The 26,330-nt window shown below is 60.0% G+C and carries 20 protein-coding genes; 15 read left to right on the top strand and 5 right to left on the bottom strand.

What is annotated here, in order from left to right; genetic code table 11:
• The first annotated feature begins 55 nt into the window (after nucleotides 1-55).
• From ndk to PSH96_RS23625, 11 genes are all read left to right on the top strand, one after another.
• A complete protein-coding gene (gene ndk, locus PSH96_RS23675) occupies nucleotides 56-481 on the top strand; it encodes a nucleoside-diphosphate kinase (RefSeq protein ID WP_003175956.1) in 426 nt (141 codons plus the stop codon).
• A 29-nt stretch (nucleotides 482-510) separates the two neighbouring features.
• Nucleotides 511-1,659, top strand: coding sequence for a 23S rRNA (adenine(2503)-C(2))-methyltransferase RlmN (rlmN, locus tag PSH96_RS23670; RefSeq protein ID WP_017135948.1), 1,149 nt, complete (start codon nucleotides 511-513; stop codon nucleotides 1,657-1,659).
• 12 nt (nucleotides 1,660-1,671) lie between these two features.
• Nucleotides 1,672-2,430 (top strand): type IV pilus biogenesis/stability protein PilW, encoded by a 759-nt coding sequence (pilW, locus tag PSH96_RS23665; RefSeq protein WP_305455467.1) that lies wholly within the window; start codon nucleotides 1,672-1,674, stop codon nucleotides 2,428-2,430.
• Nucleotides 2,430-3,422 carry a RodZ family helix-turn-helix domain-containing protein gene (locus PSH96_RS23660; RefSeq protein WP_305455465.1) on the top strand — a complete coding sequence of 331 codons (993 nt, stop codon included), beginning with the start codon at nucleotides 2,430-2,432 and terminating at the stop codon, nucleotides 3,420-3,422. Before pilW ends, PSH96_RS23660 begins: the two co-directional genes overlap by 1 nt.
• A 2-nt stretch (nucleotides 3,423-3,424) precedes the next feature.
• Nucleotides 3,425-4,534, top strand: a complete 1,110-nt coding sequence (gene ispG / locus PSH96_RS23655) for a flavodoxin-dependent (E)-4-hydroxy-3-methylbut-2-enyl-diphosphate synthase (protein ID WP_056858733.1) — start codon at nucleotides 3,425-3,427, stop codon at nucleotides 4,532-4,534.
• A 21-nt stretch (nucleotides 4,535-4,555) separates the two neighbouring features.
• A complete protein-coding gene (gene hisS, locus PSH96_RS23650) occupies nucleotides 4,556-5,845 on the top strand; it encodes a histidine--tRNA ligase (protein ID WP_305455461.1) in 1,290 nt (429 codons plus the stop codon).
• A gap of 65 nt (nucleotides 5,846-5,910) precedes the next feature.
• Nucleotides 5,911-6,528, top strand: coding sequence for a tetratricopeptide repeat protein (locus PSH96_RS23645; RefSeq protein WP_305460159.1), 618 nt, complete (start codon nucleotides 5,911-5,913; stop codon nucleotides 6,526-6,528).
• Nucleotides 6,521-7,672 carry an outer membrane protein assembly factor BamB gene (bamB, locus tag PSH96_RS23640; RefSeq protein ID WP_056858730.1) on the top strand — a complete coding sequence of 384 codons (1,152 nt, stop codon included), beginning with the start codon at nucleotides 6,521-6,523 and terminating at the stop codon, nucleotides 7,670-7,672. Before PSH96_RS23645 ends, bamB begins: the two co-directional genes overlap by 8 nt.
• 135 nt (nucleotides 7,673-7,807) lie before the next feature.
• Nucleotides 7,808-9,277 (top strand): ribosome biogenesis GTPase Der, encoded by a 1,470-nt coding sequence (gene der / locus PSH96_RS23635; protein ID WP_053135513.1) that lies wholly within the window; start codon nucleotides 7,808-7,810, stop codon nucleotides 9,275-9,277.
• A gap of 134 nt (nucleotides 9,278-9,411) precedes the next feature.
• Complete coding sequence (locus PSH96_RS23630; protein ID WP_305455455.1) at nucleotides 9,412-10,560, top strand: pyridoxal phosphate-dependent aminotransferase; 1,149 nt, start codon at nucleotides 9,412-9,414, stop codon at nucleotides 10,558-10,560.
• Complete coding sequence (locus tag PSH96_RS23625) at nucleotides 10,548-11,339, top strand: amidohydrolase (protein WP_305455453.1); 792 nt, start codon at nucleotides 10,548-10,550, stop codon at nucleotides 11,337-11,339. The genes PSH96_RS23630 and PSH96_RS23625 overlap by 13 nt, the downstream gene beginning before the upstream one ends.
• 152 nt (nucleotides 11,340-11,491) lie before the next feature.
• Here PSH96_RS23625 and leuA read toward each other — a convergent pair whose 3' ends face one another.
• The 4 genes from leuA to PSH96_RS23605 all read right to left on the bottom strand — a co-directional run bounded on the left by leuA (nucleotide 11,492) and on the right by PSH96_RS23605 (nucleotide 16,724).
• Nucleotides 11,492-13,171 (bottom strand): 2-isopropylmalate synthase, encoded by a 1,680-nt coding sequence (gene leuA, locus PSH96_RS23620; RefSeq protein ID WP_236370015.1) that lies wholly within the window; start codon nucleotides 13,169-13,171, stop codon nucleotides 11,492-11,494.
• A gap of 427 nt (nucleotides 13,172-13,598) precedes the next feature.
• The gene (locus tag PSH96_RS23615) at nucleotides 13,599-14,420 is read right to left on the bottom strand and encodes a peptidoglycan DD-metalloendopeptidase family protein (RefSeq protein ID WP_017134679.1); all 822 of its coding nucleotides are present in this window, start codon (nucleotides 14,418-14,420) and stop codon (nucleotides 13,599-13,601) included.
• Between the two features lie 3 nt (nucleotides 14,421-14,423).
• A complete protein-coding gene (gene xseA / locus PSH96_RS23610) occupies nucleotides 14,424-15,803 on the bottom strand; it encodes an exodeoxyribonuclease VII large subunit (RefSeq protein ID WP_058422672.1) in 1,380 nt (459 codons plus the stop codon).
• A 30-nt stretch (nucleotides 15,804-15,833) separates the two neighbouring features.
• Nucleotides 15,834-16,724, bottom strand: coding sequence for a LysR family transcriptional regulator (locus PSH96_RS23605; RefSeq protein WP_305455451.1), 891 nt, complete (start codon nucleotides 16,722-16,724; stop codon nucleotides 15,834-15,836).
• A gap of 99 nt (nucleotides 16,725-16,823) precedes the next feature.
• Between PSH96_RS23605 and PSH96_RS23600 the strand changes: the two genes are divergently transcribed.
• The 4 genes from PSH96_RS23600 (at nucleotide 16,824) to guaA (ending at nucleotide 21,516) form a co-directional block, all read left to right on the top strand.
• Nucleotides 16,824-17,591, top strand: a complete 768-nt coding sequence (locus tag PSH96_RS23600) for a sulfite exporter TauE/SafE family protein (protein ID WP_305460155.1) — start codon at nucleotides 16,824-16,826, stop codon at nucleotides 17,589-17,591.
• Nucleotides 17,592-17,734: 143 nt separating this feature from the next.
• Nucleotides 17,735-18,283 carry a sugar ABC transporter ATPase gene (locus PSH96_RS23595; RefSeq protein ID WP_305455450.1) on the top strand — a complete coding sequence of 183 codons (549 nt, stop codon included), beginning with the start codon at nucleotides 17,735-17,737 and terminating at the stop codon, nucleotides 18,281-18,283.
• Nucleotides 18,284-18,387: 104 nt separating this feature from the next.
• Nucleotides 18,388-19,857: an IMP dehydrogenase gene (gene guaB, locus PSH96_RS23590; RefSeq protein WP_016977684.1), complete on the top strand. Its 1,470-nt coding sequence runs from the start codon at nucleotides 18,388-18,390 to the stop codon at nucleotides 19,855-19,857.
• Between the two features lie 81 nt (nucleotides 19,858-19,938).
• The gene (gene guaA, locus PSH96_RS23585; protein ID WP_305455449.1) at nucleotides 19,939-21,516 is read left to right on the top strand and encodes a glutamine-hydrolyzing GMP synthase; all 1,578 of its coding nucleotides are present in this window, start codon (nucleotides 19,939-19,941) and stop codon (nucleotides 21,514-21,516) included.
• 62 nt (nucleotides 21,517-21,578) lie between these two features.
• Here guaA and PSH96_RS23580 read toward each other — a convergent pair whose 3' ends face one another.
• Nucleotides 21,579-26,297, bottom strand: coding sequence for a membrane-targeted effector domain-containing toxin (locus PSH96_RS23580; RefSeq protein WP_370694312.1), 4,719 nt, complete (start codon nucleotides 26,295-26,297; stop codon nucleotides 21,579-21,581).
• Nucleotides 26,298-26,330: the final 33 nt, after the last annotated feature.

Genomic DNA, 26,330 nt, shown 5'->3' with positions numbered 1-26,330 from the left:
CGCGTATAATTCGCGGGTTTAATTTTTCGTAAATTACCGTTTCTGGAGTTACACCATGGCTGTTCAACGTACTTTCTCCATCATCAAGCCTGACGCTGTTGCAAAAAACGTCATCGGCGAGATCACCACTCGTTTCGAAAAAGCCGGCCTGAAGGTTGTAGCTTCGAAACTCAAGCAACTGTCCAAAGCTGAAGCTGAAGGCTTCTACGCTGAGCACAGCGCTCGTGGCTTCTTCGGCGACCTGGTTGCCTTCATGATCTCCGGCCCTGTTGTTGTTCAGGTTCTGGAAGGCGAAAACGCTATCGCTCTGAACCGCGAGCTGATGGGCGCTACCAACCCTAAAGAAGCAGCTGCCGGCACTATCCGTGCTGACTTCGCTGAGTCCATCGACGCCAACGCTGTTCACGGTTCGGACTCCGAAGCCGCTGCTGCTCGCGAAATCTCGTACTTTTTCGCTGCTACTGAAGTAACCGCTCGCTAAGCATCGGCTTAAAGAGTGAGGGTGAATCCATGACTACATCGACTGTTAAAACCAACCTGCTGGGTCTGACTCAACAGGAAATGGAAAAATTCTTCGACTCAATCGGGGAGAAGCGTTTCCGTGCCGGTCAGGTAATGAAGTGGATTCACCACTTTGGTGTCGACGATTTCGACGCCATGACGAACGTCAGCAAGGCCCTGCGCGACAAGCTCAAGGCCATTGCCGAGGTCCGTGGTCCCGAGGTTGTCAGCGAGGACATCTCCACCGACGGCACCCGTAAGTGGGTGGTGCGCGTGGCGTCCGGCAGCTGCGTCGAGACCGTCTACATTCCCCAGGGCAAGCGCGGCACTTTGTGCGTTTCGTCCCAGGCAGGCTGTGCCCTGGACTGCAGTTTCTGCTCCACCGGCAAGCAAGGCTTCAATAGCAACCTCACTGCCGCCGAAGTGATCGGCCAGGTGTGGATTGCCAACAAATCCTTTGGCAGCGTCCCGGCAACCGTCGACCGTGCCATCACCAACGTGGTGATGATGGGCATGGGTGAGCCGCTGCTGAACTTCGACAACGTCGTTGCCGCCATGCATTTGATGATGGACGACCTGGGTTACGGCATCTCCAAGCGCCGTGTGACCTTGTCGACCTCCGGCGTGGTGCCGATGATCGATGAGCTGGCCAAGCACATCGACGTCTCCCTGGCGTTGTCGTTGCACGCACCGAATGACGCATTGCGTAACCAATTGGTGCCAATCAACAAGAAGTATCCGCTTAAGATGCTGCTCGAATCTTGCCAGCGCTACATGGCGACCTTGGGCGAAAAGCGTGTGTTGACCATTGAGTACACCATGCTCAAAGACATCAACGACAAAGTTGAGCATGCGGTCGAGATGATCGAGCTGCTCAAGAACACCCCGTGCAAGATCAACCTGATTCCGTTTAACCCGTTTCCCCATTCTGGCTACGAGCGGCCGAGCAACAACGCCATCCGCCGTTTCCAGGATCAACTGCACCAGGCCGGCTACAACGTTACTGTGCGCACCACCCGTGGTGAAGACATCGACGCCGCCTGTGGCCAACTGGTCGGGCAAGTGATGGATCGCACCCGCCGCAGTGAGCGTTATATCGCCGTGCGCGAACTTAACGCCGCCGAAGATTTGCCGCAAATTGCTGTGAATCGAATCTGAGAGAGGACCTCTATGCCCTTGCGCCTCGCGCTGCTGTTGCTTTTCACCGGTCTGATGGCCGGTTGTGTTTCATCGGGCCATGACAGCCCCATGCAAACCGGCAAAGGCCGTGACGAGGCGCGAATTGCCTATGTGCAATTGGGCTTGGGTTATCTGCGCCAGGGCATGAGCGAGCAGGCCAAGGTGCCGTTGAAAAAGGCGCTGGAACTGGACGGCGATGATGCCGATGCCAATGCCGCACTGGCCCTGGTGTTCCAGGCTCAGGCTGAGCCTGAATTGGCCGAGGCGTATTTTCACAAGGCCCTGGCCGCACGTCCTGCCGACCCTCGGCTGCTGAACAACTACGGCAGCTTTCTGTTTGCGCAGCAACGTTATGAGCAGGCGTCCCGTTATTTCCAGCAAGCCAGCGCTGATAGCCTTTATCCTGAGCGTTCGCGCGTGTTCGAGAACCTTGGGGTGACCTCGATACGCATGGGCCAGCGCGACAGCGCCCGCCAGCAACTGGAAAAAGCCCTGCACCTGAACAGTCGCCAGCCACGGGCGTTGCTCGAAATGGCTGAGTTGTCTTACGAAGACAGGCATTATGTGCCGGCACGTGACTTTTACGAGCGTTTTAGCCTGCTCAGCGGGCAAAATGCACGTAGTCTATTGCTCGGTGTGCGCCTGGCGACGGTTCATGAAGAACGCGACACGGCTGCACAGTTTGGCCAGCAACTCGAACGACTCTATCCCGGTACGCCGGAATATCAGCAATACCTGTCGGAGCAATGATGAAAGCGGCGCACCCGGAAGTTGTAGCAGCTAATCGCGTAAACCCAGGCGAGACCTTGCGTCAGGCCCGCGAAAGCAATGGTTGGTCGCTGGCAGAAGTGGCCCTCAAGCTCAATTTGACCGCCACGTCCCTGGGCAACCTGGAAGCCGGCGCATTCGACAAGCTGCCTGGGCATACCTTCGCCCGCGGCTATATCCGCGCCTACGCCAAATTGCTGGGCATCGACCAGACTGTATTGGTCCAGGAGTTCGACCAGTTCACCGGCACCGACTCCCAGGGCAGTAACGTGCATGGCCTGGGCCGCATCGAAGAGCCGGTACGGGTTTCCCACACGATTTTGCGGATTGTCAGCCTGTTGCTGCTGATTGCCGTGGTCGGTGGCGGTTTCGTCTGGTGGCAAGACCAGGCCTCCCAACGTACCAAGGACCTGACCAGCAACGCCATGGAGCACGTCGAAGTCGAAAGCGCCGACGGCACCACCCAGATTCACCCACTCGATGAGCCGGAAGACCAGGCGGTTGCCCAAGGGCAGGCCGCCTCGGAAGTGCCGGCTGCCACCGAGCAACCGGGTCCGGAAGCGGGCACTGCACCTGCTGCCACCGCTGCTGTGCCGGCTCCAACCGTACCGGCTGCCCCGGTTGCCCAGGCGCATACTCCGGCTGCTCCGGCGCAGCCTCCAGCGACCAACGCACCAGTGGCCCCGGCCCCAGCTGCGATTTCGCCTCCCACCACCCCGGCATTGATCGCCGGCGACGGGCATATCCAGATTACCTTCATCGCTGACTGCTGGACGCAAGTTACCGATGGCAATGGCAAAGTGCTGTTTAGCGGTCTGAAGCGTAAGGGAGATACACTTGACCAAGGCGGCAAGCCTCCTTTGACGCTGCGTCTGGGCTTTGCCCGTGGCGCGCAAGTGGCCTACAACGGCCAGCCTGTGGACGTGGCGCCGTTCACCAGTGGCGAGACCGCTCGCCTCAAGTTGGGACAATAGTCATGCACGGCGAATCTCCAATCAAACGTCGCGTATCGCGCAAGATCTGGGTCGGCTCGGTGCCGGTAGGTGGCGATGCCCCTATCGCAGTGCAGAGCATGACCAACAGCGACACCAATGATGTGGCCGCAACTGTCGCCCAGATCAACCGTCTGGAAGCCGCCGGCGTAGACATCGTGCGTGTTTCCGTGCCGGACATGGACGCTGCCGAAGCCTTTGGCCGCATCAAGCAACTGGTCAAGGTACCGCTGGTCGCCGACATTCACTTCGACTACAAAATCGCGCTGCGTGTGGCCGAGCTGGGTGTGGACTGCCTGCGCATCAACCCGGGCAATATCGGTCGCGAAGACCGTGTGCGCGCGGTGGTTGATGCAGCGCGTGATCGTGGCATTCCCATCCGCATCGGCGTCAACGCCGGTTCCCTGGAAAAAGACCTGCAGAAAAAGTACGGAGAACCGACCCCAGCCGCGCTGGTTGAGTCGGCATTGCGCCACGTCGAGCATCTTGAGCGCCTGAATTTCCAGGACTTCAAGGTCAGCGTAAAGGCCTCCGACGTGTTCATGGCGGTAGAAGCCTACCGCCTGTTGGCCAAGGAAATCGTGCAGCCGTTGCACCTGGGTATCACTGAAGCGGGCGGTTTACGCTCAGGCACAGTGAAATCTGCGGTGGGTCTCGGTATGCTGCTCGCCGAAGGGATTGGCGATACTATCCGCATCTCCCTGGCGGCAGACCCCGTAGAGGAAGTGAAAGTCGGCTACGACATTCTCAAATCCCTGCGTTTGCGTTCCCGTGGCATCAACTTCATTGCCTGCCCGAGCTGCTCGCGGCAGAACTTCGACGTGGTGAAAACCATGAACGACCTGGAGTTGCGCCTTGAAGACCTGCTGGTGCCGCTGGATGTGGCGGTGATCGGGTGTGTGGTCAATGGGCCGGGTGAAGCCAAGGAAGCCCATGTGGGCCTGACTGGCGGTACACCAAACCTGATTTACATCGACGGCAAGCCGTCGCAGAAACTGACGAATGAGAATCTCGTGGATCATCTGGAAAAGCTGATCCGCGAGAAAGCAGCTGAAAAGGTTGCGGCTGACGCAGCGCTGATCGCGCGCGGCTAAGAACGAATTTAAGGATTAGATGTGAGCAAGTCTCTGCAAGCCATTCGTGGCATGAACGACATCCTGCCGGAGCAGACGCCACTGTGGCGCTACTTCGAGAGCACGGTCGCGCGCCTGCTGGATAACTACGGTTACAAGCAGATCCGCATGCCGATCGTCGAGTTCACCGAGCTGTTCAAGCGCTCCATCGGTGAAGTAACCGACATCGTCGAAAAAGAGATGTACACCTTTGAAGATCGCAACGGCGACTCCCTGACCCTGCGTCCGGAAGGCACCGCTGCGTGCGTGCGCGCGGTACTGGAGCATGGCATCACCGGTGGTGGCCAGACCCAGAAGCTGTGGTACATCGGCCCGATGTTCCGCCACGAGCGCCCCCAGAAAGGCCGCTATCGCCAGTTCCACCAGATCGGTTGCGAAGTCTTCAACCTGGACGGTCCGGACATCGATGCCGAGCTGATCGTATTGACCTGGCGCCTGTGGGGCCAACTGGGCATCCGCGATGCAGTCAAACTTGAACTCAACAGCCTGGGCACCAGTGAATCCCGGGGCCGCTATCGCGAAGCCCTGGTCGAGTACCTGTCCGCCCACCTGGACAAGCTGGACGAAGACAGCCAGCGCCGTCTGAAAACCAACCCGCTGCGTGTTCTGGATACCAAGAACGCCGACACCCAGGCCGTACTGGTCGACGCGCCGAAGATGGCCGACTACCTGGACGACGAATCCCGCACGCACTTCGAGGGCCTCAAGGCTCGCCTGGATGCGGCCGGTATTCCTTACGTGCTCAACCCCAAGCTGGTGCGTGGTCTCGACTACTACAGCAAGACCGTGTTCGAGTGGGTCACCGACAAACTCGGCGCCCAGGGCACCGTGTGTGCCGGTGGTCGCTACGACGGCCTGGTTGAGCAAATGGGCGGCAAGCCGACCACGGGCGTAGGTTTCGCCATGGGCATCGAGCGGCTGATCCTGCTGCTGGAAACCCTGGAGCAAATCCCGGAAGAAATCTCCCGTCAGGTGGACGTGTACCTTTGCGCCTTTGGCGAGGCCGCCGAACTGACAGCCTTGGCCCTGAGCGAAAAAGTGCGCGACCAACTGCCGAACCTGCGCCTGCAGATCAATGCCGGCGCCGGCAGCTTCAAGAGCCAGTTCAAGAAGGCCGACAAGAGCGGCGCGCTGTATGCGCTGATCCTCGGCGATGACGAGCTGGCGCAGCAAGTGATAGGTTTCAAACCCCTGCGTGGCCAGGGCGAGCAACAGAACATTGCCTTTGATGCGCTCGCCGCGCACTTGGCCACCTGCGTCGTGCAGGGTTGAAGCTGTCGAACAGCCGAATTTAGCGATTAAGGAGTATTGGGGTGTCGAGTACTGATGATGAGCAAATGGCCGAGTTCAAGGACTGGTGGCAGCGTAACGGCAAGCCCCTGGTTACTGGCGGTCTGCTGGCTTTAGTGGTGGTGTTCGGCTGGCAAGCCTGGCACAAATATCAGGCCAACCAGTCTCAAGGCGCCTCGATCCTCTATCAGCAATTGCTGGAAACCACACTGACGCCGGACGGCAAGCCTGATCCAGCCCAAGTGGCGGACCTTGCCGGCAAGCTGAAAAACGAATTTGGCGGTAGCACCTACGCCCAGTACGGTAGCCTGTTCGTCGCGAAAGTGGCGGTCGACACCGGCAAGCTGGATGACGCAGCCACTGAGCTGAAGGCTATCGCCGACAAGCCGAGCAACCCGACCCTGGGTGAAATCGCACGTCAGCGCCTGGCTCAGGTATTGGCGGCACAGAACAAGGCTGACGAAGCACTCAAACTGCTCGACGGCGATGCTGACAAGGCATTTGTGGCCACTCGTGAAGAGCTCAAGGGCGACCTGTTGGTCCAATTGGGTCGTACCGACGAAGCCCATGCTGCGTACCAAAAAGCCAAGGCGGCGCTGTCTGATGAAGCGGCGGTCGGTGGCTTACAAATCAAGCTGGACGACTTGGCCAAAGGGGATGCGTGACGTGATCCGTTGGAAACATGCAGCATTGCTGGCTCTGGCCGTTCTGGCCGCGGGTTGCAGCAGCAACAGTAAAAAAGAACTGCCTCCTGCCGAGCTGACCAGCTTCAAGGAAGAAGTGGTCCTGCAAAAGCAGTGGAGCCGCTCCGTCGGTGATGGCCAGGGCGACCTGTACAACCTGTTGCAGCCGTCGATCGACGGCGACAACATTGTGGCCACTGACTCCACTGGCGTTGTCATGGCCATGGATCGCATGAATGGCGACGTGAAGTGGAAGAAAGACCTCGAACTGCCGGTTTCCGGTGGTGTAGGTGTCGGCTACGGCATGGTGCTGATCGGTACGCTCAAAGGCGACGTGGTGGCTCTGGACTCGGCAACGGGTGAAGAGAAATGGCGCGCTCGCGTGACCAGTGAAGTGCTCGCAGCGCCGGCTACCAATGGCGACGTGGTCGTAGTGCAGACCCAGGATGACCGTGTAATCGGTCTGGATGCCGCCACCGGCAACCAGCGCTGGTTGTACGACAGCACCCCGGCGGTGTTGACCCTGCGCGGTACCAGTGGTCCGATTGTGACCAACAACCTGGCCGTTGCTGGCCTGTCGACCGGTAAAGTGGTCGCCCTGGACACCCAGAACGGCGTGCCGGCCTGGGAAACCCGTGTGGCTATCCCGCAAGGTCGCTCCGAACTGGACCGCGTAGTGGACATCGACGGTGGCCTGCTGCTGTCGGGCGAAACCATTTACGTGGCCACCTACCAGGGCCGCGTTGCGGCGCTGGACCTGCAAAGCGGCCGCATCAACTGGCAGCGTGATGCTTCCAGCTACGCCGGTGTCGCTCAAGGGTTTGGCAGCGTCTACGTAAGCCTCGCTTCCGGCACCGTTGAAAGTGTCGACGAGCGTTCCACTACTGCACTGTGGAGCAACGACTCCCTGGCTCGCCGTCAGTTGTCGGCACCGGAAGTGTTCTCCAGCTACGTAGCGGTAGGTGACTTCGAAGGTTACCTGCACCTGCTGAGCCAGGTAGACGGTCGTTTTGTCGGCCGCGAGCGTATCGACAGCGATGGTCTGCGTGCGCGTCCGCTGGTTGTGGGTAACATGCTTTACGTGTTTGGCAACAGCGGCAAGCTGGAAGCCCTGACCATCAAGTAAGCAACTATGCTTGGGGTAAAACCCAGGCGGCCCCGCTTCGGCGGGGCATGCGGCATTTGACTATGCTGCCCCGAGCACCAGCCGCTGCCTTGCAGCGGCTTTTGTATTTTCTGAAATAACGAAGTGGAGAGCCGCATGGTTCCCGTAATCGCCCTGGTGGGCCGACCTAACGTCGGCAAGTCCACCTTGTTCAACCGCCTGACCAGGACTCGTGACGCCATCGTTGGCGACTTGTCCGGTCTGACCCGTGATCGCCAATACGGTGAGGCAAAGTGGCAAGGGCGCTCCTACATTATTGTCGACACCGGTGGTATCTCCGGTGACGAGCATGGCATGGACGAAAAGATGGCCGAGCAGTCGCTGCTCGCAATCGAAGAAGCCGATGTCGTGTTGTTCCTGGTGGATGCCCGTGCGGGCTACACCGCTGCCGACCAGATGATTGGCGAGCACCTGCGCAAGCGCAACAAGCGTTCCTATCTGGTCGCCAACAAGATCGACAACATCGATCCTGAAGCGGCCCGTGCCGAATTCAGCCCGATGGGCCTGGGCGATGCGATCCCGGTCGCTGGTGCCCACGGCCGCGGCATCACCCAGATGCTGGAAATCGCCCTGCGCGACTTCCCCAAGGATGACGCTGAGGAAGAAGAGGGCGAGGAAGAGATCGTTGCCGAAGGCGAGGAAGCCAAGCGCATTCCTGGCCCAAGCGAAAAAGACGGTATCAAGATCGCCATCATCGGCCGTCCGAACGTCGGCAAGTCGACCCTGGTTAACCGCATGCTCGGTGAAGACCGGGTCATCGTGTATGACCAGCCGGGTACTACCCGCGACAGTATCTACATCCCGTTCGAACGTAACGACGAGAAGTACACGCTGATCGACACCGCCGGTGTGCGCAAGCGCGGCAAGATCCACGAGGAAGTTGAAAAGTTTTCGGTGGTCAAAACCCTGCAGGCGATCAAAGACGCCAACGTAGTGATCTTCGTGATGGACGCCCGTGAAGGCGTGGTGGACCACGACCTCAACTTGCTGGGCTTTGCCCTGGAAGCCGGTCGTGCCTTGGTCATCGCGATCAACAAGTGGGACGGCATGACGCCGAGCGAGCGCGATTTCGTCAAGATCGAGCTGCAACGTCGGCTGTTCTTCGTTGAGTTCGCCGATATCCACTTTATCTCGGCACTGCACGGCACCGGCGTGGGCAACCTCTACGCGTCCGTACAGAACTCGTTCAAGTCCGCGGTTACCCGCTGGCCGACCAACCGCCTGACCCAGATCCTCGAAGATGCGGTTGGCGAACATGCGCCACCGATGGTCAACAACCGCCGGATCAAACTGCGTTACGCCCACTTGGGTGGTGCCAACCCGCCGATTATCGTGATCCACGGTAACCAGATCGAGAAGGTGCCCAAGTCCTATGTGCGTTACCTGGAAAACACCTACCGCCGTGTCTTGAAACTGGTCGGTACGCCGATCCGTATCGAGTTCAAGGGTGGCGAGAACCCATACGAAGGCAACAAGAACACACTGACTGACCGTCAGGTGAACAAGAAGCGTCGTTTGATGACTCACCACAAGAAAGCCGACAAGAAGCGCCGCGACAAGAAATAAGCGCCGCTTCGAGTTGTGAGCGACACGCTGCAAGAGAGGGCTCCTTTGGAGCCCTTTTTTGTGCGCGGTGGTTTGTGCCTTGACCCGATGCTTGGGGCAGCTTAAAACTTGGGCCTCACCTGCAGGGGCCTCCGATGATCACCAGCAAGCTGCCGAATGTCGGCACCACTATTTTCACCACCATGTCGCAACTCGCTGCCGAAACCGGCGCGCTCAACCTGTCTCAGGGCTTTCCCGATTTTAATGGCCCTCAAGGGTTGCTCGATGCCGTAGGCAAGCATATCGCCCTCGGCCACAACCAATACGCCCCGATGACCGGCCTGCCGGTACTGCGTCAGCAAGTGGTGGCCAAGATCGCCCGCAGTTATGGCGCCGCGGTGAATGTGGACAGCGAGGTGACCATCACCCCAGGCGCCACCGAGGCGATCTTCTGCGCGATCCAGGCGGTCATCCGCAACGGCGATGAAGTCATCGTGTTCGACCCCAGCTACGACAGCTACGAGCCGTCGGTCGAGCTGGCGGGTGGTCGCTGCGTGCATGTGCAATTGAGCCTGCAAGGCTTCGCGCTCGACTTTGACAAGATCAAGGCCGCGCTCTCACCGCGCACGCGCATGATCATCCTCAACTCGCCACACAACCCCACCGGCGCCCTGATCAGCCGGGCCGAGCTGGACCAGTTGGCCGAGCTGATCCGCGACCGAGATATCTACCTGGTCAGCGATGAGGTCTACGAACACTTGGTGTTCGATGGCGTGCCCCATGTCAGCGTGCTGGCCCATGAAGAGTTGTATCAGCGTGCGTTTGTGGTCAGCTCCTTCGGCAAGACCTACCACGTCACCGGCTGGAAAACCGGCTACGTGGTCGCACCGCCGGCCCTGACCGCCGAGCTGCGCAAGGTGCATCAATATGTCAACTTTTGCGGCGTGACCCCTTTGCAGTACGCTTTGGCTGACTTCATGGCCGAACACCCGGAACACGTCGAGCAATTGCCGGCCTTTTATCAGGCCAAGCGCGACCTGTTCTGCGACCTGCTGGCGCCGTCGCGTTTCAGCTTTACGCGGGTGGCCGGCACTTACTTCCAACTGGTGGATTACTCACAGATTCGCCCGGACCTGGATGACGTCGCCATGTCACTGTGGATGACCCGCGAACACGGCGTGGCGACCATCCCCGTCTCGGTGTTCTATCAGAGCCCGCCGCAAGGCCAGCGCCTGGTGCGCCTGTGCTTTGCCAAACGCGAGGAGACGCTGCAACACGCAGCGGAGAAACTATGCGTGATTTGACTGCATTACCCGACCTGAATATTGCCTTGGTCCAGACCAGCCTGGTATGGCATGACCGTCAGGCCAACCTCGAACATTTCGAACTGTTGCTAGAGCAGGCCAAAGGCGCCGACCTGATTGTGCTGCCGGAGATGTTCACCACCGGTTTCTCGATGGAATCACACACCCTCGCCGAGCCGGAACATGGCCCGACTCATCTCTGGCTGCAAACCCAGGCGGCCAAGTACAACGCGGTGATCACCGGTAGCGTGATCATCCAGGCGGCCGACGGCAGCCACCGGAACCGCCTGCTGTGGGCGCGCCCGGACGGGGAAGTGCTGCACTACGACAAGCGTCACCTGTTCCGTATGGCGGGCGAGCACGACCATTACACGCCCGGCGAGCGCCAGGTGCAGTTCGAGTTGAAGGGGTGGCGCATACGCCCATTGATTTGCTACGACCTGCGTTTCCCGGTGTGGAGCCGTGATGCCCAAGACACCGACCTGCTGCTGTACACCGCGAACTGGCCGGGTGCGCGGCGTCAGCACTGGAACCGCCTGCTACCAGCGCGGGCTATCGAGAACCTGTGTTACGTGGCGGCAGTGAATCGGGTGGGTACCGATGGCAAGGGCTTTGCCTACACCGGAGACAGCCAGGTGCTGGATTTTCAGGGTGAGACCTTGCTGAGTGCGGGGGAGGCGGACGGGGTGTTTCAGGTGTGCCTGAATGCGGCAGAGTTGGCGGCTTATCGCACCAAGTTTCCGGCAAATCTGGATGCCGATGACTTTCAGTTTGTTTGACAGACCGCTATCGCGGGCAAGCCCGCTCCCACAGGTGAATGCATTCCAAATGTGGGAGCCGGGCTTGCCCGCGATGGGGCCCTCGCAGACAGCACAAATAAAAAGGCCCCTGGATTCTCACCCAGGAGCCTTTTGCATTACCGCGACAGCGCTTACGCCGCCTTCGCTTCCAACTGGCTCAACGAACGGTTCAGCGCACTGAACACCGCCTTAAAGCTCGCTGTGGTGATGTTTTCATCGATCCCCACGCCATGCACCGGACGCTCGCCGTTCACGCGCAGCTCGATGTAGGCCGCCGCCTTGGCATTGGTGCCGGCGCCGATCGCGTGTTCGTTGTAGTCCATGATCTCAACTTTGATTGGCAGCGCCGCAACCAGCGCTTCCAGGGTGCCGTAGCCCTTGCCGTTCCAGCGCAGGTTGGTTTCGCCCTGGCCTTTGCCCGAGACTTCCACTTCCACGGTGCTGTTGCCGTTTTCTTCCTGCAGGCGATGGCTGACCAGCGCGTACGGGGTGTTGGCTTGCAGGTATTCACGCTGCAACAAGGCGTAGATCTGCGGTGCAGTCATTTCCAGGCCCACACGGTCGGTTTCGGCCTGTACCACTTGGCTGAACTCGATCTGCATGCGGCGTGGCAAGCTGATGTCGTATTCCTGTTCCAGCAGGTAGGCGATGCCGCCTTTGCCCGACTGGCTGTTTACGCGGATCACCGCCTCGTAGCTGCGGCCAATGTCCGCCGGGTCGATCGGCAAGTACGGCACTTCCCACAGCGCGTCGTCTTTCTGCTGGGTAAAGCCCTTGCGGATTGCGTCCTGGTGGGAACCGGAGAACGCGGTGTGCACCAGGTCGCCGACGTACGGGTGACGTGGGTGTACCTGGATCTGGTTGCACTCCTCGACGACTTTGCGCACACCGTCGATGTCGGAGAAGTCCAGCTGCGGGTCGAGGCCTTGGGTGTACATGTTCAAGGCTACGGTCACGAGGTCGACGTTACCGGTACGCTCGCCGTTGCCGAACAGGCAACCTTCGACACGGTCGGCGCCGGCCATCAGGCCCAGCTCGGTGGCGGCCACGCCAGTGCCGCGGTCGTTGTGGGTGTGCAGGCTGATGATCACGCTGTCACGGCGGTTGATATGGCGGCCAAACCACTCGATCTGGTCGGCATAGATGTTGGGTGTCGCGCACTCAACGGTGGCCGGCAGGTTGAGGATCATCTTGTGCTCTGGCGTCGGGTTCCACACCTCGATCACCGCGTCACAGACTTCCTTGGCGAACTCCAGCTCCGTGGCGCTGAAGGTCTCCGGGGAGTACTCGAAAGTCCACTGGGTTTCCGGCTGCTGGGCGGCGTACTTGACGAACAGCTTGGCCGCGTTGACCGCGATGGCCTTGATGCCGTCCTTGTCCTGGTTGAACACGATGCGGCGGAATGACGGCGACGTGGCGTTGTACAAGTGCACGATGGCCTTTTTGGCGCCGCGCAGGGATTCGAACGTACGTGCGATCAAGTCTTCACGGCCCTGGGTCAGCACCTGGATGGTGGTGTCCTCGGGGATGTGGTTGTCTTCGATCAGGGTGCGCACGAAGTCGAAGTCGGTTTGCGACGCGGCCGGGAACGAGGCTTCGATTTCCTTCACGCCGACAGACACCAGGGTCTTCCAGAAACGCAGTTTTTTCGCCGCGTCCATTGGCTCGATCAGCGACTGGTTGCCATCACGCAGGTCGGAGCTGCACCAAATCGGCGCTTCGGTGATGGTCTTCGACGGCCAGGTGCGGTCGGGGATGTCGATGGTCGGGAACGCGCGGTACTTCGAAGACGGGTCTTTGAGCATGCTCATCGGGAAATCCTTTGTAGTAGGGGCCGAGAAAAGGCGGCCTGCCGTAAAACTGTTATTGGGGACGAAGCTTGGGACGAGGCAGATCGATTCAGCCTGGCAGTCGTGCGCTGACGAGACACAGGCTGCGGTGCTGGCGGAGCTGAATGAGGGTGTGAGAGGTTTTCATAAGACCAACCCTAACCGCCGGGGTGAAAGATGGCAAGCAGTCGGAAAAAATTGAGATAAGTTCTGCTATTTGGCTGGTGTTCGATATTTTGTGGCGGTTATTGAGGTGGGAGTTTGGTTTTATTGCGCAGTAGTTATTGGGTGCGCAATTGCACTGGCAGGCCTGGCGCTATCGCGGGCAAGCCCGGCTCCCACAGGGATTCGCGTTCACCTGTGGGAGCCGGGCTTGCCCGCGATGGGGCCGGTAGGTTGACTATTTTTATCAGGGCTGGAACGCGCCAATAAAGATCGCCGGGTCAACCCGCGCATCGTTAAGGCTGATGTTCCAATGCATGTGCGGCCCGGTCGCACGGCCTGTGGAACCGACCTTGCCCACCACCGCGCCGCGTGCCAGTTGGTCGCCGACTTTGACGTCGATCTTCGACATATGGCAGAACATGCTGATAAAGCCCTGGCCATGGTCGACGAACACGGTGTTGCCGTTGAAGAAGTAATTGCCGGTGAGGATCACCTTGCCCGCCGCCGGCGTCTTGATCGGCGTGCCCGCGCCCACGGCAAAGTCCAGGCCCGAATGCGGGTTGCGCTCCTCGCCATTAAAGAAGCGGCGCACGCCGAACTTGCTCGACAGTGGCCCGTTGACCGGTTTGTCCAGCAGCAGGTTGCTCGGTGTGTTCGGACTGAAGCTGCGGTAAGCCTTGAGCTGCACGGCCAGTTCGCCCTCGATGCGCTTGAGTTGCGCCGGGGCCGGGTTCACCTGGCTTTTGTTCTTCAAGGTGATGTGCTGTTCGGGGTATTTCTTGAAGCCCACCACAAACGGCAAGTTCTGCCCGCCGCTGGTGATGCGCTCGGTGCCGGGTTTGACGGTCAGCGGGATCCCGACAATCGCCAGCCAGTTGTTCTGTTCCTTGACCACCAGCACCGGCCGGTTCAGGTAGGTGGCTTTGGGCGCGCTGGCCGAAGTGCCGAGGTCGACCACCGCCACGCCACCCGGCACCGGCTTGTTCAGCAACCGCGTGATGTAGCTGTCGGCGTGGGCGTTAAAGGTCAGGCATAACAGCATCAGCAGGCTAAATAAACGTGGCATCAATCAATCCAGTAACGAAAGGGTGACGGGCGTCAGGTGGTTATCTTCCACCCGCACCTGCAATTGGCCTTCACCGAGCCGCGCAGTGAGGCGCTGGCCGGTGTGGGTTTGCGCGGCGTTGCGGATCGCCTGGCCGCGCTCGTCCAGCAGGATGCTGTAGCCACGGCCCAGGGTGGCCAGCGGGCTGACCACCTGCAGGGTCTGCACCTGGCTTTGCAGTTGCAGGCGGCGTGCCTTGAGGCCTTCGCGCATGGCGCGGGGCAGGCGTTCTGCGAGGCTATCGAGGCGCTGGCGCAGCAACGCCAGTTGACGGCCGGGGTGTTGGCCGGCGAGGCGGGTTTCCAGGCGGATCAGGCGTTCGCGGCGGGTATTGAGGCTGCGCTCGAAAGCGCGACGCAGGCGCATGTCCAGGTCGTCCAAACGCTGGGCTTGCTGGCGCAGACGTTCGCCAGGGTGGCGCAGGCGGCGGGCCATGCCTTCCAGACGCAGGCGATCGTGGCTCAGCCGGTTGCGCATCAGCATCACCAGACGGCGATGCAGGTTTTCGACCTGGCGCACCAGATGGCTGGCGTCTGGCGCGAGCAATTCAGCGGCGGCGGAGGGCGTGGGGGCGCGTACGTCGGCCACAAAGTCGCAGATCGACACATCGGTTTCATGGCCAACCGCACTGACGATGGGCGTTACGCAGGCATCTACCGCACGGGCCACGGCTTCTTCGTTGAAGCACCAGAGGTCTTCCAGCGAACCGCCGCCACGGGCCAGGATCAACGCATCGAAGCCACGGGCGTCAGCCAGTTTCAGCGCACGCACAATCTGCGGGATGGCTTCGCGGCCCTGCACGGCGGTGGGAATCAGTGTCAGTTCAACGTTCGGCGCACGACGGCGGAACACGCTGATGATGTCGCGAATCACCGCGCCGGTTGGCGAACTGATAATGCCAATGCGCCGAGGGTGCGCCGGCAGCGGCACTTTCCGTTCGGCACTGAACAGGCCTTCGGCGCTGAGCTTTTCCTTCAGCGCATCAAAGGCCAAACGCAGCGCGCCATCGCCGGCAGGTTCCACGGTGTCGAGGATCAACTGGTAGTCGCCACGGCCCTCAAACAGCGAGACCTTGCCGCGCACTTTCACCGCCAAACCGTCCTTCAGCGCCTGGCGTACTCGCGCGGCATTGTTGCGAAACAGCGCGCAACGCACTTGGGCGCCGCTGTCCTTGAGGGTGAAATACACATGGCCGGAAGCCGGGCGGGCGAGGTTGGAGATCTCGCCTTCGACCCAGATATTGGTGAACACGTCTTCCAGCAACACCCGCGCGCGGCCGTTGAGCTGGCTGACAGTCAGGACTTCGCGGTCCAGGCCCAAGCGGGCAAACGGATCTTTAATCATGAGGAGCGATCTTTAATCATGGGCGGCAGTTTATAGGCATTCGCGCAAGGTTTGGCAGAATTGCTCCACCAGCGCACTCGGCGTCTGCGCGCATGCCAAGGCCACGGTGCTGAGGCAGTTCGGGTCGGCCAGGGGCAAAAAGTGCAGGTTGGCGGGGGCAATGCCTTGCATGGATTTTGGTAACAAGGCAATTCCGAAGCCGGCCTGGATCAGCTGCAATTGCGTGGTCTTGCGCGACATCACCCTTGCGGCCTTGGGGAAAAATCCTGCGCGCATGCACAGTTCGGCTGACAGATAACTCAAGCCGCCACGTTGAGGGTGTGGAACTGAAATAAACGCCTCGTCCTTGAGTTGTGCCAGTTCGACAGGTGTATCACTGCCTGCCAGCGGGTGATTGGGCGGCACAGCCAGCAACAGTTGTTCGCTATATAAAGGCACCACGCGCACGCCTTCGCGCTGGCGCAGCACCGGTAAACGTAAAAGGCCGACTTCCAGGCGCCCGTCGGCAATTTCTTCAAGTTGCGCCTCGGAAGACAGTTTGACGATATCCATCGATACGCCGGGGCAACGCTGCAGCCAGGTGCTGATGCCGTGCAGCAATGGCCCGCTCATCGGCACGGTGCTCGAATGGCTCAGGCGCAGGGTGCCAAGCTGACCATTGCCAACCTGGGTGGCCATCTCGCTGGCCTTGAGCAGCTCGCTCAGCAGGTTGCGCGCCCTCGGGTAAAAGGCTTCGCCCGCCGCCGTCAGCCGAGGCTGGCGCGCGGTGCGTTCGAACAGTGGGGTTTGCAGCTGGGTTTCCAGCTCCTTGATCTGGCGGCTCAGCGCTGATTGCGCCACGAACAAACGCTCGGCGGCGGCGCTGAAGCTGCCGCTGTCGGCGATTTCGACGAAGTAGCGCAGTTGGCGAGTGGATATCACGCGTCATGCCTTTTCGAGATGAGTGGAGGGCTTTGAAGATATTAGTCGCAACGCTCGGCGATGGCTAAAGTGATGGCTGTCTCTTTCAAGGAATACGTCATGAGCCCGGTTGAGCTGATGAGCCAGTGGTCGTTCAGTGGTGTCGATTGGCTGGTCATCGGCCTGGGTGTGGTGCTGGCCTACATCGTGTTCGGCATTGCCGGTTTTGGCACAGCGTTGGTGGCGGGGCCGATCCTGATTGTGTTTATGCCGCTGTCGAAGATTATCCCGCTGCTGGTGCTGCTGGATTTTGTCGCGGCCTTCGGCAATCTGCTGCAATCGCGGCGAGACGTGAACAAGCCCGAGCTGCTGCGGTTGCTGCCGTGCATGGCCATCGGTTGCACGCTGGGTGTGATCTTTCTGCTCAACCTGCATTCGGATTTGTTGTTGCTGCTGATGGGGCTGTTTATCAGCGCCTATGCGATCTACAGCTTGTCGGTGAAGGCGCGACCCACTCGGCTTTCCAAAGGTTGGTCGATTCCCATGGGCACCGTCGGCGGCCTGTTTGGTGCGTTGTTCGGCAGCGGCGGCTTTTTGTATGCGATCTACCTCAACAGCCGTTTGCCCAAGGACGCGGCGCGGGCCACGCAAAGTGCGTTGATCAGTTGCAGCACGGTGGTGCGCCTGAGCTTGTTTCTGGTCGCCGGGGTGTATGCGGACTTGCCGTTGCTGTTGTTGGCGCTGTGCCTGTTGCCGGCGATGGCTCTGGGGCTGTGGTGTGGGCGCAGGTTGACGATGCGCATGTCGCGCGAAGCCTTTGTGCGCTTGGTGACGTGGCTGGTGCTGGCCAGTGGGATTGCATTGATTGGCCGGTATTTGAGTACTTGACCTGTGTGGGGCAGGGATTAAGCTGCCAGGCTTCAGGGCCTCATCGCAGGCAGGCCAGCTCCCACATTGACGGTGTTCACACATCAACATGTGGGAGCCGGGCTTGCCCGCGATGGCGGCAGTCGCCACACCGCAGGACTCCCATGAACTCCCAAAGCATCCTTGTCCCCAAAATCTCCACCCTGCCCGTCCACGAACCCCGCGCCCGGGCCATCGTGCGTTGGCTGGTGCGCAAGAACATCATCAAGGAAGAGCTGACCACCTGCGGACGCACCGGCAACCGCATGGCCTACGCCTTGGCCGACGGCGCCCGCGCCGTGGTGCTGCACCCCGAAGCGCTGCCGTTCAACGAGCCGATCAATGGTCTGGAGATCATCTACAAGCGCTGCATCTATACGCCGGCCAAGGGCTTTCTCGAAGAAGCCGGCTGCCCGGAGTGCCTTAAAGAAGTCGGCGAGGCGCTGTTCGATAGCCTCGAAGACTGGATGCCCGGCCACACCGACAATTTCACCTGCCCGCTGTGTGGGCATGAAGACGATATCAACGGTTTTTTGTTCCTGCAGGAATGCGGGTTTTCCAACCTGGGGTTTATCTTCAATAACTGGGCGGAGGCGGGGTTCAAGCAGAGCTTTATCGACGAATTTGCCGATTGGCTGGACCAGAAGATGAGTTGGGTCAAAGTCGAGCTTTAATCCATCTATCAGTATTACCAAGTTTGTCAGAGTTTTACATTGAGCCCGACAGGGTGCATGTATATAATGGCGCGCTTCCATTTTCCCGCTCGGGAGCCCCCGCGATGCTGCGTATCAGCCAAGAAGCTCTGACATTCGACGACATTCTCCTAGTGCCCGGTTATTCCGAGGTGCTTCCTAACGAAGTCAGTCTCAAGACCCGCCTAACCCGTGGCATCGAGCTGAATATTCCTCTGGTTTCCGCTGCCATGGACACCGTCACTGAAGCCCGTTTGGCAATCGCCATGGCTCAGGAAGGCGGCATTGGCATCATCCACAAGAACATGACCATCGAGCAGCAAGCTGCCGAAGTGCGCAAGGTCAAGCGTTACGAAGCCGGCGTGGTGAAAGATCCCATCACCATCGAAGCCGACGCCACCGTGCGTGACCTGTTCGACCTGACCCGCCTGCACAACATCTCCGGCGTTCCGGTACTGCACGATGGCGACCTGGTTGGCATCGTCACTTCCCGTGACGTGCGTTTCGAGAACCGTCTTGAAGTCACCGTCCGCGAAGTGATGACGCCTAAAGAGCGCCTCGTCACGGTCAAGGAAGGCGCCGACAAGAACGATGTGCGCGAACTGCTGCACAAGCACCGCATCGAGCGCGTTCTGATCGTCGACGACAAATTCGCCCTCAAAGGCATGATGACCGTCAACGACATCGAAAAAGCCAAGGCTTACCCGCTGGCCAGCAAGGACGATCAAGGTCGTCTGCGCGTCGGCGCTGCGGTCGGCACCGGTAAAGACACCGGTGATCGCGTTTCGGCCCTGGTGGCTGCCGGTGTTGACGTGGTGGTGGTCGACACGGCCCATGGTCACTCCAAAGGCGTGATCGACCGCGTGCGCTGGGTCAAACAGAATTTCCCTGACGTACAAGTGATCGGCGGCAACATCGCCACCGGCGCGGCCGCCAAGGCCCTGGCCGAAGCGGGCGCCGATGCGGTCAAGGTCGGTATCGGCCCAGGTTCCATCTGCACCACGCGCATCGTCGCCGGTGTAGGCGTGCCGCAAATCAGCGCCATCGCCAACGTCGCCGCTGCCCTTGAAGGCACTGGCGTACCGTTGATCGCCGACGGCGGCATCCGTTTCTCCGGTGACCTGTCCAAAGCCATCGTCGCCGGTGCTTCCTGCGTGATGATGGGCTCGATGTTCGCCGGTACCGAAGAAGCCCCGGGCGAGATCGAACTGTTCCAGGGCCGTTCGTACAAGGCTTACCGCGGCATGGGTTCGCTGGGCGCCATGTCCCAGGCGCAAGGCTCTTCCGACCGCTACTTCCAGGACTCTTCGGCAGGCGCCGAGAAGCTCGTACCGGAAGGCATCGAAGGCCGTGTGCCGTACAAAGGCACCCTGAGCGCGATCATCCATCAACTGATGGGCGGCCTGCGTTCCTCGATGGGCTACACCGGCAGCGCCGACATCGAAGAAATGCGCACCAAGCCAGAGTTCGTACGGATCACCGGCGCCGGCATGGCTGAATCCCATGTCCACGACGTGCAGATCACCAAGGAAGCGCCGAACTACCGCGTAGGTTGAGGCTTCCAGCAAAACGTTAAGTAACCGGGGCTGTTCTTTCAGCCCCGAGTTGTTTCTGATTCATTAGACGAGACTGACTTCATGGCCCTCGACATTCACGCCCACCGCATCCTGATCCTCGACTTCGGTTCCCAGTACACCCAACTGATCGCCCGCCGCGTGCGTGAAATCGGCGTGTACTGCGAACTGCACCCGTTCGACATGGATGACGACGCGATCCGCGAATTCGCCCCTAAAGGCGTCATCCTTGCCGGTGGCCCCGAGTCCGTGCACGAAGCCAACAGCCCGCGTTGCCCGCAAGCTGTATTCGACCTGGGCGTGCCCGTCTTCGGTATCTGCTATGGCATGCAGACCATGGCCGAGCAACTGGGCGGCAAGGTTGAAGGTTCCGAACTGCGTGAATTCGGTTATGCCCGTGTCGACGTGGTCGGCAAGAGCCGCCTGCTGGACGGCATCGAAGACCACATCGACGCCGACGGCCTGTTCGGCCTCGACGTGTGGATGAGCCACGGTGACAAGGTCACCAAGATGCCGGAAGACTTCCACATCCTGGCCAGCACCCCGAGCTGCCCGATCGCCGGCATGTTCAACGACGAGCGCGGCTACTACGGCGTGCAGTTCCACCCGGAAGTGACCCACACCAAGCAAGGCGGTCGCATCCTGTCGCGTTTCATCCTCGACATCTGCCAGTGCGAAGCTCTGTGGACCCCGTCGAAAATCGCTGAAGACGCCATCGCTAACGTGCGTGCCCAGGTGGGTACCGACAACGTGCTGCTCGGCCTGTCTGGCGGCGTTGACTCTTCCGTGGTTGCCGCGTTGCTGCACAAAGCCATCGGCGACCAGCTGACTTGCGTGTTCGTCGACAACGGCCTGCTGCGCCTGCACGAAGGCGAGCAAGTGATGGCCATGTTCGCCGAGAACATGGGCGTCAAAGTGATCCGCGCCAACGCCGAGGACCAGTTCCTCAACAACCTGGCCGGCGAAAGCGACCCGGAGAAGAAGCGCAAGATTATCGGCCGCACCTTCATCGACGTGTTTGATGCCCAGTCCAACAAACTGGACAACATCAAGTACCTCGCCCAGGGCACCATCTACCCTGACGTGATCGAATCGGCCGGCGCCAAAAGCGGCAAGGCCCACGTGATCAAGTCCCACCACAACGTGGGTGGCCTGCCGGAGGAGATGAACCTCAAGCTGGTAGAACCACTGCGCGAACTGTTCAAGGACGAAGTCCGTCGCCTGGGCCTGGAACTCGGCCTGCCGTACGACATGGTCTACCGCCACCCATTCCCAGGCCCGGGCCTGGGTGTGCGCATCCTGGGTGAAGTGAAGAAGGAATACGCCGACCTGCTGCGTCGCGCCGACCACATCTTCATCGAAGAACTGCGCAAGGCTGACTGGTATCACAAAGTCAGCCAGGCGTTCGTGGTGTTCCAGCCGGTTAAGTCGGTGGGCGTTGTAGGCGATGGCCGTCGTTACGCTTGGGTTGTCGCCCTGCGTGCCGTAGAAACCATCGACTTCATGACCGCTCGTTGGGCACACCTGCCGTATGAGCTGCTGGAGACTGTCAGCGGCCGTATCATCAATGAGATCGAAGGCATTTCGCGCGTGACGTATGACGTGTCGAGCAAGCCGCCGGCGACGATTGAGTGGGAATGATCCTGCCCTAGCAGCTAACCACTGAATAACAAAACCCCGGCCATGTGCCGGGGTTTTGTTGTTTATAGCGCAGCTGGCTTGCCAACCATTGTCATGCCCATGTCCTCAAGTGCGGCAAACAACTCTTTGAGGCTGTTGTATCGCTTGCCATCTACGCTCGGCCAAGTAGGGCGCTCGATGAAAAAGCGCGCGTCCTGAAGCCGGATTGGTGTCGAGACCAACCCGCCCGTATTGCTGCGGTGTTTCAGGGTTGGCGACATTGCGGTGGAGTCCGCGGTAAACATGCCTGGGCGCGTCAGCAACGCTTCGAAGTCCTGTGGGGTGACCGGCTTGCGGGGCATTTCAAGCTGTAGCAGCAGGTCACTTTTCACCGCGCCTTCTTTGCCGGCGGCGGCGATGCCAGGGTCTGCGATGACGCCTTGCGATTGCCCAGGTGCAACGTCCTCCACCCGAAGGCCGTTGACCTCTTCCAGTGCGTTGAGGCCGGGAATGCCCTTGTAGGTGCTGGCGTGGGTATTGCCCACCAGGGCCAGCCATTTATGTGCACCTTGAGCTGCTTGGTCGGCACGTATGACGGTGCTTGCGTAATAGTTCATCAGCGCTTGGCGCTCTGCACCGGTGGCGACGTTGCTGTCGCTCACGGCTGCGGTGAAGCCTTGGGTTCGATAACTGGCCAGGCAATCGATGGCCTGGATACGAATGTTATGCGCTCGGGCGGCCTTGACCAATTCCATGAAGTTGTACTGCCCCAGCGGGTCTGTCCCCTGGCCGATATCCAGTGACTGGAGGTAGCGCTTGAGTTTCTCGGACATCTCGCCGGTTTCGGCAAACGTATCGAGGGCCGACTGGTGAAAGTCCCGGAGCAGGTGTTCGCAATACAGGGTTCTGACGTTCTCCTCGGCCAATAACTCCATGTGGTCGATCAGCAGCTGTTTGCTGCCCACGCCACTGTGGGACTCACCGATCACAATGCCGCGCACCTCCTTGAGCAGCGCCCTGAGCCATGTCGCGGTGGGCGCCTTGGCGGGCAGTTGGGGCAGGGGCGGGTGGTTTTTCGCGGCAAATTTGCTGAAGAATGCCGCGGCATCCTTGAACAAACGCTGCCTTCTGGTCTTGAACGGTGTGTAAGGGTCGTGTTCGTCCCGCAAGAACGTCACGCCTTCGTCGCTCAAGGTGTATCTATCATAGAGCGGGCCAGCGGCAGCGCTCTCCAGCGGCGAGCGCAAGTCGGGCGGTATTTCATAGGCAACAGACGGGCTTTGCGCCTCTATGACGGGCGTACGGCCAAGGATTCTGTCGATCAATTGCCCACCACCTCCACTCAGGCCGGGCTTGGGGGTCACTTCCCATTGCGCTTGGGCGTTGAAGCGCACCGGGATGTTCTCTGTGAGTGCATAAGGGTTTTGCGGGTTGATGATCGCCCATTGACCGCCGCCATTAACGTCATCGATATAGCGCACGTAATACGGGGTGTCTTGATACAGGATGGCCGCCGATGGGTTGGAATCGAGTCGATAGATGCCTTGATCCCTGCCAGGCTCGCTGACCGGGTCCATGCCCTCGAGGATTTCGTTGGCTTCCCAGGCGGGTGGGACAGTGGTGTGTGCAGCCGCCTCTACCACCGTCGTCGAGTTTGCCAGCGGGGCGATTGCCGCACCTGACTCGACATAGGCCTGCGCGGATTGAACCTCGATTTCCGGTGCCGGCACCCACCGCTTCACGAGGGGCAAGCCTTTGGATTTCAGCCCTTGTGCGTCAAGGGCCGCGCACAGGTCAGTCAATGTGGGGTAGACGTTACCCTTGAGCCGAGGGAAGTTGACCGGGTCCAGGAAGTAACCATTGTCGGCCGTGCGCTGGACCGTATTGCGTACCAGTGCATTGAGCCGATTGCGGTGGGTCAGCGTCAGTTCGGTTTGTGTTTGCTCCAGGAGGTAGTCGCCGGGAGCTTTGAGCATCTCATCGACCTTGTTCGCGTCAAAAATGAACGGGTGTGCGAATTCCTGCTCGCGCATTGGCACTCGCAGGGAGAAGTCGGTGTCCAGCAGCGTTGCTTGTGGGCGTGTGCGGTTGCCGACGCTGACATTGTTTACCTTGGGGCCGTAATCAATGTTGATCTGTGCGGGTTCGCCATTGAGCACCTCGCCGACCCGTACGCTGGTGCCGCCGTTTATCTCGCTGATACCCGCCACCCCTCGGAACGTGTTGGTGTTTTGCGCATCGGTCAGTGCCACCCACTTGCCAGGCCCGTTCTTGAGTTGGTCGAGGCGGATGATTTCGCTGGTTAAAAAGTTCTTGGCCATTTGGTCATCCACGGCAACCGGGTAGGGCCGATAATTGGCCAGGCCGCCTGTGGCCTGTACGCGTATGTTGTTAGTGCGGGCGGCGTTGAGCAGTTCCACTGTGTTGAAACGCGTCGGCAGGTTGTGGTCCAGCTCATGCAGGTAGGTTTTGAGGTTTACGGGTAACTCCCCGGTCTTGGCAAAAGCATCAAGGTCGAGCTGATGGAGGTCATTGCACAGGCGGTTCAGGTAGAGCGTCCTGACGCCTTGGCGGGCCAGTGCGGGCATGTTTTTTATCAGGACGTACAGGCTGGCGACGCGTTTCGGGCTTTCGGCGACGACCAGATTTGCCCCGTTTTTCACGACGTTTTCGAGAAGTCCGGTTGCTGATGTTTCAGGCGTGATCGTAGGCAGTGCAGGGCGTTCGGGGAGGTTGCGGATGAAAAATGGGCGCGAGAAAAAGTTACGCGCACTGGTCAGGATGTTGGCGCGCGCAGGGTTGATAAAATAATCTGACGTTAAGAAATGGGTGACACTTCCGTCAGGCTGGGGGATCAGCTTGCTGAAATCCGGCCCGCCAGACATTGCAAGCTTGATATTGAAGTGGTCCAAATTGTTTAGGTCGTACGGCGTGGTCAGGCTGGAAGGTGGGTTCTCGTAGCCGGGCGGCCCGTAGGAAGTGGGTGGGCGTTGTTCAGGTTCGGGTGCTGCTGAGCCTTGGGACGCTTGGCTCGTCGTGGCCGGCTCCACCGGGCTTCCTCCCCTGACTGCATCCGATGGCTGCAAGGCGTATTCCCATTCGCCTTCGGCATTTAGGCGCACCGTACGCGAGCTATAGAAGTCGTGAGGGTTGGCTGGGTCGATGATGGCCCAGGCCCCGTCGCCATTGGCGTCCGCTTCGTAGCGAACATAACAGACGGCGTCTTTGAACTTGATGACGGTCGAAGGGTTTGAGTTGACGGTGTAGATGCCCTGGTAACGGCCGCCTTCGTTCATTGCGGTGGCGCCTTCAAGGCCATTTTGGCGCTTCCAGGCCTCCGGTATTTCCGGATAGGCGGGGGGCTGTAGTTCGACGGTCAGTGCGGGCGATTCGCTGGGCGGTGCTATCACCACCGGTTCTTCAACCGGCGCTGTGGCTGCTTTGAACTTGGCCATCTCGGCTGCTTCTGCGGCCTCCACTTCCGGGCCCAGTTCCACGATTGGGCCGGGGCCGCGCAGTGCCACCAGATTGAACAGTGTATCGATGCCGCTGAGCACCGCACCAATCACGCCGGCCTTGCGTTCCTCGCTGGTACGGCCATTGACCGCCTGATCGATATTCAGCGCCAGGTTGGCGACACTGGCGCCCAACACCGGCAGAGCCACAGGCCAGCCGACCACCGCCAGCGGGCCAAACATTTTCAGGAATGCGTTCAGATAACCGTTCCAGAGTTTCTTTCTCAATTCTTCTTGAGTGGTCAGTAGCTGTTGGGCTTCGTCGTACATCGACCAGCGGGTCCGGTCCCGCAGCCAAGAGAAGGCATCGGTGGTGATGGCCTGGTTTTTCCGGTTGATCAAGCGATGGTCCGATTTGCCCCAGGTGGCGACCAGGCGGTTCATGAGGTCGGTGATATTATCGGTCATGGCCTGGCGGTCGGACAGAGGGAAGTGGCAAAGGAAGGTGTCGCGGCTTTTTTCCTCGTTCATCCTGTCCAGCACCCACCAGTGCATGTCCGCAGGCGTTTCAATGACCTGGAACGTTTGTGTTTCGCCTGGTGTATAGAGAATTTGCCGACCCTTTGCATCAACGATGCGCAGCAGGTTGATCGCGACATGGTTGTCCACGTCCAGCGCGTACACCTTTACGCCGTCGGCGGGGGACGCTTCGGTTTGCAGCATCTGGCGGGTAACGGGCCAACTTAGGTTGGCGGCAACCGCGTTGACGCACACCTGGAAATCATCAGCACTCAGTTGTCTGTTCTCAAGGGCCTTGACGGCCTGGCTGAGGAAGTTGCACTTGGCCAGGGTGCGAAAGTCATCGGCATAGGTGTGCCAGAAGTCATCCAGTTTTTGCGTGTAGAAACGGTCGAACGCCAGTCGCCAAAAGTATCTCAGCACGTCGTCGCCATGCAGGCGCACTTCGTTGGTTTCATTGAAGTCGCCAAACTTCGGGCCTGCGGTATAGAAGCCTCCATACAGGTCGAGCAGGTCAGCATTGTCGTAGTCGGTGACACGAAATCGATGGATCACCAGTTGCGTCAGGGTCGTCGACTCGTAGGGTTTTTCCAGGATGTGCTCCCAGCCGGTGAAGGTCTTGGCGCTGCTCTGGGCGGACTTGAATCGATGGTAGTAAACCTGGTCCGGGTCCAGGCCTTCCACACCGTACTTTTTTAGAATGTCGCAGGCGGTCTGGTGGGCGCTGTCGTGCAGGCTTGGGCAGGCCTGGATCAGGCGAGAGGCCAGCGTCTTCAGGGCAGCCTTGTCGGCCGCATTGGGTAGGGCAGGGGGAGTGCTCAAGCTCATGGGGTTGCTCATCCTTCAAAATGAACAATGAGG

The organism is Pseudomonas sp. FP2338 (assembly GCF_030687515.1).
Classification (GTDB): Bacteria; Pseudomonadota; Gammaproteobacteria; order Pseudomonadales; family Pseudomonadaceae; genus Aquipseudomonas; species Aquipseudomonas salomonii.
Note: the sequence above shows the minus strand (reverse complement) of the source record. Positions and strands in the feature narration are given on the sequence as shown.